At 69.0% G+C, this 11,823-nt stretch carries 12 protein-coding genes; all 12 read right to left on the reverse strand.

Annotated features, from left to right (window positions below; all coding sequences use genetic code 11):
• Positions 1–3: 3 nt before the first annotated feature.
• Positions 4–2,433: a hypothetical protein gene (locus tag RM190_RS09010; protein WP_311759090.1), complete on the reverse strand. Its 2,430-nt coding sequence runs from the start codon at positions 2,431–2,433 to the stop codon at positions 4–6.
• Entirely contained in the window at positions 2,430–2,828 is a 399-nt protein-coding gene (locus tag RM190_RS09015; RefSeq protein ID WP_311759091.1) for a GPW/gp25 family protein, read from the reverse strand. Before RM190_RS09015 ends, RM190_RS09010 begins: the two co-directional genes overlap by 4 nt.
• A 15-nt stretch (positions 2,829–2,843) precedes the next feature.
• Entirely contained in the window at positions 2,844–3,320 is a 477-nt protein-coding gene (locus tag RM190_RS09020) for a hypothetical protein (RefSeq protein WP_311759092.1), read from the reverse strand.
• A gap of 4 nt (positions 3,321–3,324) precedes the next feature.
• A complete protein-coding gene (locus RM190_RS09025) occupies positions 3,325–4,071 on the reverse strand; it encodes a phage baseplate assembly protein V (protein ID WP_311759093.1) in 747 nt (248 codons plus the stop codon).
• Positions 4,068–5,213 (reverse strand): hypothetical protein, encoded by a 1,146-nt coding sequence (locus RM190_RS09030; RefSeq protein WP_311759094.1) that lies wholly within the window; start codon positions 5,211–5,213, stop codon positions 4,068–4,070. Before RM190_RS09030 ends, RM190_RS09025 begins: the two co-directional genes overlap by 4 nt.
• Before the next feature lie 10 nt (positions 5,214–5,223).
• On the reverse strand, positions 5,224–5,502 hold the full coding sequence (locus tag RM190_RS09035; RefSeq protein ID WP_311759095.1) for a hypothetical protein: 279 nt from the start codon (positions 5,500–5,502) through the stop codon (positions 5,224–5,226).
• A 13-nt stretch (positions 5,503–5,515) separates the two neighbouring features.
• Entirely contained in the window at positions 5,516–6,205 is a 690-nt protein-coding gene (locus tag RM190_RS09040) for a hypothetical protein (protein ID WP_311759096.1), read from the reverse strand.
• A complete protein-coding gene (locus RM190_RS09045) occupies positions 6,202–6,474 on the reverse strand; it encodes a hypothetical protein (RefSeq protein WP_311759097.1) in 273 nt (90 codons plus the stop codon). Before RM190_RS09045 ends, RM190_RS09040 begins: the two co-directional genes overlap by 4 nt.
• Before the next feature lie 2 nt (positions 6,475–6,476).
• Positions 6,477–8,399: an ATP-binding protein gene (locus RM190_RS09050; protein WP_311759098.1), complete on the reverse strand. Its 1,923-nt coding sequence runs from the start codon at positions 8,397–8,399 to the stop codon at positions 6,477–6,479.
• Positions 8,396–9,553 carry a Pvc16 family protein gene (locus RM190_RS09055; RefSeq protein WP_311759099.1) on the reverse strand — a complete coding sequence of 386 codons (1,158 nt, stop codon included), beginning with the start codon at positions 9,551–9,553 and terminating at the stop codon, positions 8,396–8,398. Before RM190_RS09055 ends, RM190_RS09050 begins: the two co-directional genes overlap by 4 nt.
• 1,006 nt (positions 9,554–10,559) lie before the next feature.
• Positions 10,560–11,297: a hypothetical protein gene (locus RM190_RS09060; protein WP_311759100.1), complete on the reverse strand. Its 738-nt coding sequence runs from the start codon at positions 11,295–11,297 to the stop codon at positions 10,560–10,562.
• A 16-nt stretch (positions 11,298–11,313) separates the two neighbouring features.
• On the reverse strand, positions 11,314–11,814 hold the full coding sequence (locus RM190_RS09065; RefSeq protein ID WP_311759101.1) for a phage tail protein: 501 nt from the start codon (positions 11,812–11,814) through the stop codon (positions 11,314–11,316).
• Between the last annotated feature and the right edge of the window lie 9 nt (positions 11,815–11,823).

An 11,823-nucleotide genomic window follows, 5' to 3' on the forward strand; every position in this document is an offset into this window, starting at 1 on the left:
CGCCTAGGACGAAACGGTTTCGGGCGCGGGTCCGTCGACGACGAAGCCCTGTCCCGCGGGAATGGCGTCGGTTCCCAGCACCCGGACCGACAGGCGGCCAAGCTCGGGGCGGGATTCGTCGCCCATGAATTGCGCGATCTCGGTTGCGCCCAGCAGGATCACCTGCGCCACCTCGGGTGCTCCGGCCTGCAGTAGCGGGCGGAAGGTCGCGGCCTTGACCGCCCCGACTTCGGGCAGGCGGGCGACGGCGGCCAGCAGGTCGGGCAGCAGGATGCTTTCCCCGAAGCCCCGCCGCGAAGGGTGAAAGAAGCCGGGGCGGGCGGCACTGCCCGGCACCAGCGCCTCGCGCACGGCGCGGCGGATCGCGGCGGCCCCGGCCTGTCCGTGCGGGCAGACAAGCAGCGCGATGTCCAGCGCGACGTAATCGGGCGCGCCCAGAACATGTTCGCGTCCCGACATGCGCAGCCGGTCCAGATGGGCGTGGACCGCGGCTGAAGTCGCATCATCCAGCCGGTCGCCGTCGCCCGGCGCGCAAAGCACCATGATCGTGTTGAAAATCCCGCCCAATTGCCGCGCCGTCGCCCGTGCGACACCCGGCACCTCTTCGGCGGCGCGGGCGTAATCGGCGGCGGTCACGCAGCGCTCGCGCGCGGGATGGCGGATCGATTCCGGGATCATTGCGCGCGCCTGCGCGGCCGAGACCCGGCGACGCCCGCCCGACGCGGGCAGCAGGTTCGTCGCGGCAATGGGAGACAGCGCCGCGAAATCCGCCGCCGCCCCGGCATCGCCCGACAGGGGCGGACGCGCCGCGCCAAGGGCGAAGGCGCCAAGGTTCCCGGCCTCGGCATCGCCCTGCCGCCAGTCCAGCCGGATGCGCTGATGCGCGGGCTGTTGGGCCAGGGCCCGGCTTGTCGTGCCATCGGGCAGGGGTAGGGCGCGACCCCGCGTGCCGTCGCCAAAGATCAGCCAGACCGAGCCGTCCTCTTCCGCCTCGGTCGTGAAATGGCGGTCAAAACCGGCCGAGTTCATCAAGGTCGGTTGCCAGTCCCAGCTTTCTGCCCCGACGCTGAGCCGGATCGAGGGGCGGCCGTCATCCTCGCACAGGATCTGCGGCTGCGGGGTGCGCAGCGCGCGGATGCCCAAGGCCCCGGTCACCAGATCGGTCGCAGCGACCAGGTCGCGCCGCCCCGCACCCAGTTCCATCGCGGCACCTTCTTCATTCGCGGCGGTCACGGGTTCTCCGTGGATCGCCTCGATCAGATTGACGGTGATCAGGACCGGCGCGCCTTCCGGATCGGACCAGGGCCGGATGAGCTGGGGCAGGGGGTCGGCCATGACCAGCCGTGTCAGTTCGCTCAGGGCCACGTGCGGGGCATCGGCAGGATCCTGGACCCAGCCGGGCAAGCTGATCTCGGCAGTGCCAAGGATATGGGTGACATGGGCGATGCGCCCCTGCACCAATGCGATCCGCTGGCCCTCGATCAGGTTCGCGCCCCAGCCCCACAGCAGGATCTCGCGCGTGCCGGGGGGCAGGACGGCATCGGGGGCGCCCGGCCACGCGGCAAGGCGCAAGGTGCCGCGATCAGCATCCCGCGTCAGCCCGGCGTTCCACGCCGCGTCCAGAAAGACCGGAACCTCGCTCAGGAAGGTCGCAGTGATGCGGCCCAGTTCTTCCTCGCGCACGAAACGGGTGCCCGCGGGCAGGAAGCCGCTGCGCCCGGCGGGCAGATCGACCGCGACCACAGCCCGGGCCGAGGCGCCTTCGTCCAACGCCATGCCCAGCAGAGCCGCATGACGCCGCAGCGACAGTCTTTCGCGGGCGGTGTCGATGAAAGCCTCTTGCACGACCCGGTCCTGATGCAGGGACAGAAGCTCGGCATGATGGGCCAGAAGCTCCATCAGCATCATCTCGGTCGAGGCGGGGTTGACCGCCGCCCAGTTCGGATCGCTGGCTAGCGCCCATTCCTGCAGCACCGCCAGAAAGCCGGTATAGTCCTTGGTCGCCAGGTCAATCGCGGGCTGCGCGCCGGCGGGCGCGAGCGCGGGGGGCGGCTCGTGGCAATCTCCGGCGGGGCAGGCAATGAAGAAGTCGAATTCGGCTTCGGCAAAGAATGGGTTCAGCGGATCGTTCCCGCCCGACAACAGGGTGACGCGGGTCTGGCCGCGCGGTCCCTGATGCGGAAACCGCAGCGCGATCAGCCCATCCCCGTTCGAAACTGGCAGCCGCTCGAACGCGATCACGCTGCCATCGGGACTGGCCAGCGCGACGTCTTCGGGGACCATGCCGGATGCGGCCTTGGCCAGCATGATCCACAGCTCGGCGACATAACCGGGCGGAGGAGGCTCGGCGAAGCTCAGCGCGGTAATGCCTTGCCAGCCTGCGCCGATCTCGGCCTCGCCCCATTCCAGCCCATAGGCGCCGGGTTCGGTCACAGCACCACCTCCAGCCGCAGGGGGCTGCGGTCGCGGCGCAGCGCATAATCGATGGTGACAAGGATCGCGCCTTCGTCCTCGGCGCCGGTGACGGTCAGATCCTCCAGCAGCACCTCGTCCCCGAAGACGGCGTCAAGGCTTTCGCGGATACGGTATTCCAGCGCCGACAGCGCGAGCGGAGAGATGTTCTGGAACACCTGCGCATCCAGCCCCGCGCCGAAACGGGGCCGCATCACCCGTTCCGCCGGCCGGGTGAACAGCACTGCCATGATCCGGTCGCGGACATGCGTCTGGAAATCCTCGGTCTCGGCCAGACCCTCGCGGCGCAGGCCGGTCCCGGCACGAACCAGCGGCGGGCCCAGCGAGAACGGATCAGAGATGTAGCGTGCGGACATGGGATGTTCCGGGGTTCACATGACGGGGGATGGCGGCATTGGCGGCGGGAAGGTGACGATCGAGGACAGCGCCTGCGCGTGCAGCGCTGCGGCGATCTGGTCGGCGCGAGAGGATTGCGGCACGTTCAGGTCGGCAAGCACCATCCCGATCGCGGCCGCCGCTGCGCTGGTGGCGATGGGCGGCGCGGCGACGCCGGGTCCGAAGGATTGGCCCGCGACATAGGCCATGAACGAAATTGCGATGCCCTGTCCCGCAGCGGGGGCGACGCCAGCCTGCAGGAACGGCAGCAGCATCGATTGCAGCTGGCCCTGCCGTGCCGACGCGGTGGCGCATGGGATACCCGAGGCCATCGCCAGCGCGAACCATTCCGCGATGGCCCCGGCCAATGCCTGGGCCGAGGCCGCCGCATCGTCATGGAACGGCCCCTTGTCATCGCGCGGAAGCCAGCGCGATTGCAGTGACTGCGACAGGGCCGAGGGTATCAACGGCATCTGGTCACTCCGTCTTCGTCACCTGGCTGAGCAGGCTTGAAGTCATGGGCTGGGTCGGCGGTCCCGAGGGGCCGACGCCCGTCGGATGGGTATGTGTGTTGAAATACTGCATGAAACTGTCTCCCAGGATCAGCGCCTCGGCAGCATTCGCGCCAAGCTTGATCTTGTCGGCCTTGATGGTGACCTCTCCCTGACCCGAGATGCGGATCTCGGCCCCCGAGGCTTCGGCGATGACGATCAGTCCGCCATCATCGTCCAGGCTGACGACATGACCGGCGCTGGTCCGCAGGATGTAAAGGCCGGGCGCGGCGGGACCATCCGGCCCCTCGGGTGTCTCGGCCCCGGTCTTGCTGCCCAGGTCGTCCTGTCCTCCGGCGCTTTCGGGTGCGCCCCAGAAGGTGCCGGCCCAGATCGGGCGCATCGGGTCGCCCGCCTCGAATTCGATCCAGACGGTATCGCCGACATCCGGAAGTGCAAAGAAGCCCCGGTTTGCGCCGCCGCCCCACGGCATGCAAGGCAATGCCCAGCCGCAATCCTGATCGGGACCGAAGACTTCGGGCACGCGGGCGCGCAGGCGGGCGATCTTTTTCGGGTCGTCGCGGTCGGTGACGATGCCCGCGTATTTGCCGTAGAAGCTGGCGCGACCGGCATCGCCGACCAGAGCCGCCACGGCGCGCATCGTGTCCGAGGTCATGCCGCCCATCTGCAGCATGTGGCCAAGATCCAGAGGCTTGCCGTTCGTCTCGCTCATGCCGGGGGCTCCTCTTCGGCGGATTGGCCAAAGGTCTCGCTGCCCTTGCGGCCAAGCGCGTTCGAGACAGCGACAAAATTCTGGGTCAGGTTGCCGTCTGCCATCGCCGTCACCACCTCGCGGATGTAGTAGCTGCCGCTCAGCCGGTCGCCGACGCCCTTGATCAACGCGGTGCGATGGGGGCGCAGCAGCCCGCGATAGCGCGCGGGATCAAGCTGGCCGCGCGCTTCGATCACCAGATGGTCCTGCGTCCCGCGCCCGCGGGCATGGGCGCCAAGCGCGGCGTCCCGCGGCAAGGCCCCGCGCAGCAGGCGGACCGATCCGGTCGCCCCGGCGCGCACCAGACCCTGCGCCGCCTCCGAGGCGAACAGCGCCTCGCCCAGCGGCTCATCCTGGGCCTCGTCCTCGGCCCGCAGCATCCGCTTGGCGACGGCGTCGATCGCATGGGCGATCCGCCGTTCGGGCCGGTCTAGCGCCATCGCGAAGTCGATCCAGTCAAGATTGGCATTCTCGCGCAGGACGGTCAGGTCCGCTTGCGGGGGATCCGAGAACCGGCGGGGGTGGAAATGGCAGACCTGCTCGGCGCTTTGGGGGTCAGGCTCGAAATAGACGACATAGCCGTTTCTGGCGGCCAGATGGCGCAGGAAAGCCCAGTCATCGGCGCGCTGGATCAGCAGCATGTCGTCGGCGGCCAGACGCGCGGCGGTATCCTCGGCATCGATCTGCAAACCATAGCGGCCCGCTATCTCCGTCGCGGCATCGGCGTCGCCCGCGTCGGGATAGCTGGCGACGCGTTCCTCGGCCTGCAGCAAAAGGGTCGCGTCCTGCGCCAGCACCTCAAGATAGGAATTCGCCTCGGGTTCCTCGAAATGGGGACGCAGATGCGAAAGATGGCCCGAGAACACCACCAGATCGCTGCCCCCCGGTGCCCCCAGCGTCAGCCGCAGCGCGGCGCCGGGTTCAAAGGGGCTGTCGTCCAGCAGGTCATAGGTGCCGTCCGCGCCCTGCCGCAGGCCCAGCCGCAGCGCCAGCCGCGACGGCATGTCATCGGCTTCTGACAGGTCGAATCCCGAAACGCGCCCCATCAGGTCCGCCGGAAGGCGGGTGCCGTCGATTTCGATCGAAAAGCGGGGCGTCGCCATGTCAGGATTCCTATTTGTCGGGGGGGATCGGGACCGGCGTTCCCGGCTGGATCGCGTCGAACGGGTCCATCGCATCCGAGGCATCGGCGATCCGCCACAGCTTCAGCGGGTCGCGGTAATAGCGCGCGGCCAACGTATCCAGACGGTCGGTGTCCGTCGCGGTGGCGGCAAAGATGGCGGCGCGCTGGGGCCGGGGGGTCATCCCGATCAGCTCGACCCGCGATCCGTCCGCGCGGATCCACGGAATGCGCGGGGCGCTTGCGTATCTGCTTTTCTTGTCGACCGCCATTTCGCGCCCTCCTTCACTGGGGCAGGTTGATCGACGTGCCCTGATCGGCCGTCGTGTCGAGGTAAAGCCGCGCCATCTTGCGCCGATTGGCGCCGGTGAAGCCCAGCGAGGAACTGACGCGGGTATTGTCGCGGGCCTCGGCCTCGCCCAGAACCTCAAGACCGACCTCGATTTCGGCCCGCACTGGGTAAAGCTTGCCGTTGAAGAAGGTCTCGGCGATCGACATGCCGGTGATCTTGACCGGGACCACGCGTCTTTCGCCCCAGACGAACAGGACGATGGGCCGCCTGCCGCGCGCCCGGACCGGTTCGCTGCCGTCCGAAGGCGCCTCGCTTTCGCTTTCGACCGGATAGAGCAGTTCCTCCAGCGCCGAGATCTCGGGCATCACCCCGAATTCGATGGGCAGGGACGAACGCGTCTCTTCGCGCTCGGCAAGGTCGAAGCGCAACAGGACCGAAAAGCTTTCCTTCAGCGTGCCAGACGAGGCATCGGCCCCTTGCTCGCCGCTGGTGCCACCCTGACCCGCGCCCTGTGCCCCCGGCGTCGCGCCCTTGTCCGCCCCGCCCTGTGCCTGTTCCAGCTGCAATTGGCGCGTCAGCGTTTCGGGATTGAAGCGGAAGGGGATGAAGCCCGACATGACCGATGTGTCGTCTGGATTGTAGACGGCGAACGCACCCTGGACGAAGTTGATCTGGTCGGTCATTGCCCGCGCTCCCATGCTGCCCTGATCGCATCGCCGATCCGGCGCGCCAGTTCGGCCTCTCCCCCCGGAGCAAGCAGCGTCTGCGCATCGGCCAGATCCAGTCGCAGATCGCCAAGCCGGATGTCACGGATCGCGCCCTCGGTACCCGAAAGCTGCCGGGCGACCTGGGCCAGCGCGCGCTCGATCACCGCGCGCAGGCGCTGTCCCTCGTCCGCCGTCGCGCCCTCGACGGTGATGTCTGCGATATCCAGCGTCAGGTCGCGGACCATGCTCAGCGCGCCTCCGTCAGCCATTGGGCCAGCGGGCCCAGGTCTTCGGCCCCGCGTGGCAAGCCCGATTTCTCAAGCTCGCGCAGGATGGCGCGGGCCAGATGGCGCTGGCCCAACGGCGCGCCCTCGGCCGCGGCCAGATGGGTCGCGGCGACGGCGGCATTCCTGATGTTGCCGCCCGCGAAACGAAAGCGTTCTGCCAGCATCGACAGGTCCAGATCATCCTCGCGCCAATCGGGCAGGGGCAGGTTCCGCCGCCAAAGCTCTTCGCGCTCGGCCTGCTGGGGCATCGGAAAATCGATGATGAACTGCATCCGCCGGGTGAAGGCTGGGTCCAGATTGGCGCGCAGGTTGGTGGCAAGGATCGTGACCCCACCAAAATTCTCCAACCGCTGCAGCAGGAAACCGACCTCGATATTGGCATAGCGGTCATGGGCGTCCTTGACGTCCGATCGCTTGCCGAAGACCGCGTCGGCTTCGTCAAAGAACAGGATGCCGTGGCCGGCCTCGGCCTCGTCGAAGATGCGCGACAGGTTCTTTTCGGTCTCGCCGATATATTTCGAGACGAGCTGCGACAGGTCGGTGCGATACAGGTTCAGCCCCAGCGCATTGGCAAGGCAGCGCGCGGCAAAGGTCTTGCCCCCCCCGGGCGGACCCGAGAACAGCAGCGTCAGCCCGTTCGCCTCGCCCGCATCGCGGGGCAGGCCCATGACGTTCCAGACGCGCGACTGGCTTTCGCGCCAGGATACGGCGTCGCGAAGCTGGGTCATGATCTCGTCCCCTGCGACCAGATCGGACAGGGTGACACTGGTGCGGACATTGCTGACGGAAGGCCCCATTCGCCTTGCCCCCGCCGCGCGGATTGCCGCCGCCATGGCGGCACGGTCGGGCGGGGTCAGAAGCTGGTCGCCATCCTGCGCAAGGTTTGCCATCAACTCGGCCTCGCGTCGGGCGCCCTGCAATTCGGACAGGGTCAGTTGGAAACGCGGTGCAAGGGCATCGGCGATGGCGGGCGCGATCCCGGCTGCATCCCAGACCGCGCGGTTTTCGACCGCGTCAAGCGCAGGCGCGTCAACGGCCTGGATATGCCCCGCATCGAACCGGTCGGGGGCAAGCAGCAGAAGCCCCGCCCCGTCGGCGATGACCGGGGGAATGCGCGGCGGAGCGTCCAGCGCGAAAAGATCCACCGCCAGCAGGGGGGCATGGGGATCGGGCAGGGGGACCGGTTCGCCTCCGCGCAGCTCGATAAGCTCATAGCCCCGCCCCGCCCCCAGTGAGGCGATGTCGCTGGCAAGCTGGCGGGCCATCCGGCGCGAGGAGCTGCGGACCCAGACCACGCCTTCGGCAGCAAGGATGCGGGCAGCGACACGCGCGGGGCGCAGCATGACGGCCGTGTGGGTCGCCGCGAAGAAATCGCCCCTGGCACGCAGGGCGCGGCCAAAGCAGCGGCCCCGCCCCTCGGCGGAGAGCCGTATTCCCCATTGCGAGGCCGGCAGGCTTGCGGCGGCCGGCGGGACCAGTTCCAGCCCGTCCTCGGCGCCTGCGGCAAGCAGGGCGGCCGCCAGCGCCTCGTCATAGCCAAGCCCCAGCCCGGCCATTGCAATGCGGGCAAAGACGCCGGGTGTCGGCAGGTGCAGGGCGGGATTGTCGGCCAGGATCGAAAAGGCGGCCGCCGCGTCGGGAAAACGCTCGGCCGCCAGCGCCGCGACCGTGGTCCAACCAGAGGCATCGACAGGCAGTTCCGCCGCGCGGCGGACCAGTTCCTGCCATTCCCCGGCGCGATCCGGCCATGCCGAACGCGGATCAAGATCCTCGGGTGGCCGGGTGCGGCTGGCCTGAAGGTGATGTGTCACGGCCAGCAGCGCCGCATCATGCATCCATTCGGCCGGCTCGGCGGCCAGGGGGCCAAGTCCCATCGCGGTCATGGCGCCACCTCGACCAGCACCGCCGGGGTGAAGCTGGCGGGGCCGCCCCGCAGCGCGACAAGATAGGGGATGGCGCGCAGGCCCGCCGCGTCCAGACCAGCGCGGGCCAGCGTGACCTGTCCCGCCGCAACCGTCGTCGGGGCCAGGTCGATCACCTCCAGTGGCGAGTGGATCCCGCGGGCGGGCCACAGGAAGGCACGATCGGTGGCGGCCAGACCACCACCCGTCAGCAGAAGGTCGGCGCCTGCGGGCAGGGCATCCACCGGCGCATCAAGCGCCGCCCCCGTGGCGGAGACGGTTACCGGATGGCGTTCCGAGGTGCCCCCCGGTCCGGTCAGCACCACGTCCAGCGGTCCGTCTGGCGCAGCGGCGGGATAAGTTGCGAAGATGCGGCCCAAGGCATCGGGTCTTGCGATCTCTCCCGCGCCAAGGGGCGGGTCCGCGAAGACGAAAACCTGCTCCCCGATCCGCAATTCGGTCGCGTTGGCTGCTTGTGCACTGTCGATGCGGATGCGTCGTCCCCGCCCCAGCGGCGAGGGATGAAGCGTGGTGATCGCCGGGCGTGCGACCGGCGCGGGGCCCGCCAGCCGGACTCCGCCCGGCACGACCGGCACGGCGGCTGGCAAGGGCGCATCCAGCCGCTCAAGCTGGACCGGGCCAAGTTCGACCAGAGCCCAGGGCCGGTGGCGCATCTGCAGCGGGGTGAATATCTTCTCCATCAGGTCGGCGGCAACCGGCACCAGCGTGGCATTCATCCTGCCGCTGCCCGGTACCGGATCGATATTCGGCGCGGCGGTGATCGGCATTTCGATCGTCGGTGCGGTTTCGATGACCTGCAGCGCCTGTCCCAGCCGGTTCACGGCCTGCACCGGCTCTCCCGCCGGGGAATTGCCATAGGACGTGACGACGAAATAGGCCGACAGCGACAGCGGCGGCGGCCGCCGTTGTCCGGCATCGTCCGTGAACCAGGGATCGTTGCGATGGGTCGGCTGCGGCGTCACCCACAACAGCGAGACCCGGATCGCCTCGCCCTGGGTGGCGGGGTTCTCGATCGGGGGTCCGGCGACGATATCGGACAGAAGCGGTGCAATGCGCGCCTTGAGATGCGAGGCGAGCGCCCGTCCGGCGTCGTGGAGATTGACAAAGCGCGCCATGCCTAGCCTCCGTCCGGGCGGGGAATGGAATGGCCGCGCGGCCCGCGCCGCACCACCGGCCCCAACGAGGATTGCGGCTTGCCGGGTCGGTCGGCGGGCGGCCGCGTCACCAGCTTCAAGCTGCCAATGACGATGCGGAGGGATGGCTCCGGCCGAGGCGGCTGGGCCGGAAGCACCGGCTGGGCGGCGGTCCGGGGCTGCAATGAGGGTGGTTTCGCAGCCTTTTCAACCCATGGTCGCGCGGCCTTGGGCGTCACCTTGGGCGCGGGGCGTGGCGCGTCGGGCTGATCTGCGGACAAGAGGGCCCTGCGGGGCGGCGGCGCAGGGGGGGCATCCTCTTGCGGAACCGGTTTCGGCTTGTTCGGCGGGATCGGCGCAGGCGCGACCTTCGGCGCGGGCGGCAGTTTCGGCGATACCGCGGGCCGGGCAAGTCCAAGCCGGGCGGCGCTTTCCTGCAAGCGCTCAGGTTCGACCGGCTTCAATCGGGCTGGGGCAGGCGGCGACGGCAGTTCTGGCGTCTTGCTGCGCGCAGGCGGCAGATCTTCACGCGGGACCTGCAGGCGGACGGTATGGGCCGGCTTTGGCCGGGGTGTCTCGGACGCGGTGGCCTTTCGCGTGACGCGCGCGGAAGGGGGTGGTGCATCGACTGCTCCGCTGGCAGGCCTTGGTCGCGCAATTCCGGGCGACGGGGCAGCGGGGGGAGCAGGCGCGATCCCGGCCCGGGCATGCACTGACGCGGGGGCAGCAGGCGGCGGTTTCGGCTTTGCGACCGGGTCCGCGGGATCGGCCATGCGGGCACGGGGCCTTGGTTGTGCCAGCGCCTTGGACTGCGCGGTTGACGTCGGCGAAGCGTCCGCGCGCGCCGGTCCCGCAGTCTCGGCCACAGGCGGGGCAGGGGCTGGATCGACCGGCGCGGCCTTCGCGACTGGCGCAGGTGCCAGCCGGGATGGCGCAGCCTCGGCGTCGGGGATCGTGCCGATCAGGGCGGACAGGCGGGGCGCGCGCATCATCCACCCTCCGCCCGGCCAGCCCCTGCGGACAGCACCTGACTGGCGAGGATGCGGCGCAGGTAATCCTGTCGGCGTGCGTGGGGCAGGGACAGGATCTCGGCTTCGGACCAGTGATAGCTGAGCGCGATCAGATGGACCTCGTCCAGCAGCCGCTGTGCGCGATTGCGCAACTCGGCATCGACGTAATCGGCGACATCAAAGGGCAGGGTGATCGGCTCGCCACAGCCGGTGCAGGCCGTCGCAATTTCAAGCCCCAATCCCGCCGCAGCCTGCTCCAGCGCCAGAATGGCCGCGTCGCGGTCCGGTCCCCAAAGCTGGCGGACGGTCTCGGCTTTCCCAAGCTCCGTGGCGGCGGAAAGCAGGCGCGACAATCCGGCCTCGCCTTCCAGCCCCTCGGCCTCAAGGGCCAGCAGGTCGGCAAGGTGTAGGTGAAGTGCGCGACCGTTCAGCACAGGGGACGCCGCAGGTTCGCGCGGGAGGTCACGGACGGGGAAGATCAACGAGTTTCCCACGCCGCAGGCCGGGCAACGCGCCTCGGCATCGATGCGCGGGCCGTCCAGCGCAACCAGCAGGTCAAGCAGCAGCCCTTCCCACTCTGCCAGGCTAAGGCCCGGGAGCAGGTCGGCTTCGGCCAGACCCAGCCCGGCAACCAGCCCGGCAAGCCGGGCATGGCGGCCGGTCGGGCCGGTGGCGGCGTGGAACGCGATCTCGTCCTGTCCGGTCAGGTGACGCATGGCGACCTCGGTTGCGTCAGCTTTCGGCGGGTTCGACGACGGCTTCGTCGAGCTGGAAGCTTTCGTATTCAACCTTCAGCGTCTGGATGGCGACCGCGTTGGCATTGGCGTCCATCTCGGGCAGGGCCTGGAACTCGCTGGCCCAGGCGCGCATCAGGTTGAACGCCATGACGGGCGTGCCTTGCATGTTCAGCACCTCGACCCGGACGGATTTGCGATAGTTCAGCAGGCTGTTCGCGGCCTCGCCCTGCGGGTTGTTGACCTGATTGGCCCAGTCCAGGAATTGCCGGTCATGGGTCAGACCGGATTCGAAGGTGACGGGTTCGAACTTCGTCCGGCCTGGCATCTTGCGGATGATCCCGGCATCGGCCGCGGCGCGCCATTCGATGGCCTCGGTCGATTTCTTGATGGCGGACATCTTGGACAGGGCGGCCACGACCCGGCCGTCCCATGTCACGCGAAAGCGGAAGTTCTTGTAGGGATCGATCCGATGGGCATTCACATTGAATGTCGGCATGTCCCGGCT

It is taken from the genome of Paracoccus broussonetiae (genome assembly GCF_031854425.1).
Classification (GTDB): Bacteria; Pseudomonadota; Alphaproteobacteria; order Rhodobacterales; family Rhodobacteraceae; genus Paracoccus; species Paracoccus broussonetiae.

Bases quoted from the DNA above. Each gene is read 5' to 3' on its own strand.
- RM190_RS09015 (WP_311759091.1), bottom strand. From the start codon at position 2,828: ATGTCCGCACGCTACATCTCTGATCCGTTCTCGCTGGGCCCGCCGCTG.
- RM190_RS09020 (WP_311759092.1), bottom strand. From the start codon at position 3,320: ATGCCGTTGATACCCTCGGCCCTGTCGCAGTCACTGCAATCGCGCTGG.
- RM190_RS09025 (WP_311759093.1), bottom strand. From the start codon at position 4,071: ATGAGCGAGACGAACGGCAAGCCTCTGGATCTTGGCCACATGCTGCAG.
- RM190_RS09030 (WP_311759094.1), bottom strand. From the start codon at position 5,213: ATGGCGACGCCCCGCTTTTCGATCGAAATCGACGGCACCCGCCTTCCG.
- RM190_RS09035 (WP_311759095.1), bottom strand. From the start codon at position 5,502: ATGGCGGTCGACAAGAAAAGCAGATACGCAAGCGCCCCGCGCATTCCG.
- RM190_RS09040 (WP_311759096.1), bottom strand. From the start codon at position 6,205: ATGACCGACCAGATCAACTTCGTCCAGGGTGCGTTCGCCGTCTACAAT.
- RM190_RS09045 (WP_311759097.1), bottom strand. From the start codon at position 6,474: ATGGTCCGCGACCTGACGCTGGATATCGCAGACATCACCGTCGAGGGC.
- RM190_RS09050 (WP_311759098.1), bottom strand. From the start codon at position 8,399: ATGACCGCGATGGGACTTGGCCCCCTGGCCGCCGAGCCGGCCGAATGG.
- RM190_RS09055 (WP_311759099.1), bottom strand. From the start codon at position 9,553: ATGGCGCGCTTTGTCAATCTCCACGACGCCGGACGGGCGCTCGCCTCG.
- RM190_RS09060 (WP_311759100.1), bottom strand. From the start codon at position 11,297: ATGCGTCACCTGACCGGACAGGACGAGATCGCGTTCCACGCCGCCACC.
- RM190_RS09065 (WP_311759101.1), bottom strand. From the start codon at position 11,814: ATGCCGACATTCAATGTGAATGCCCATCGGATCGATCCCTACAAGAAC.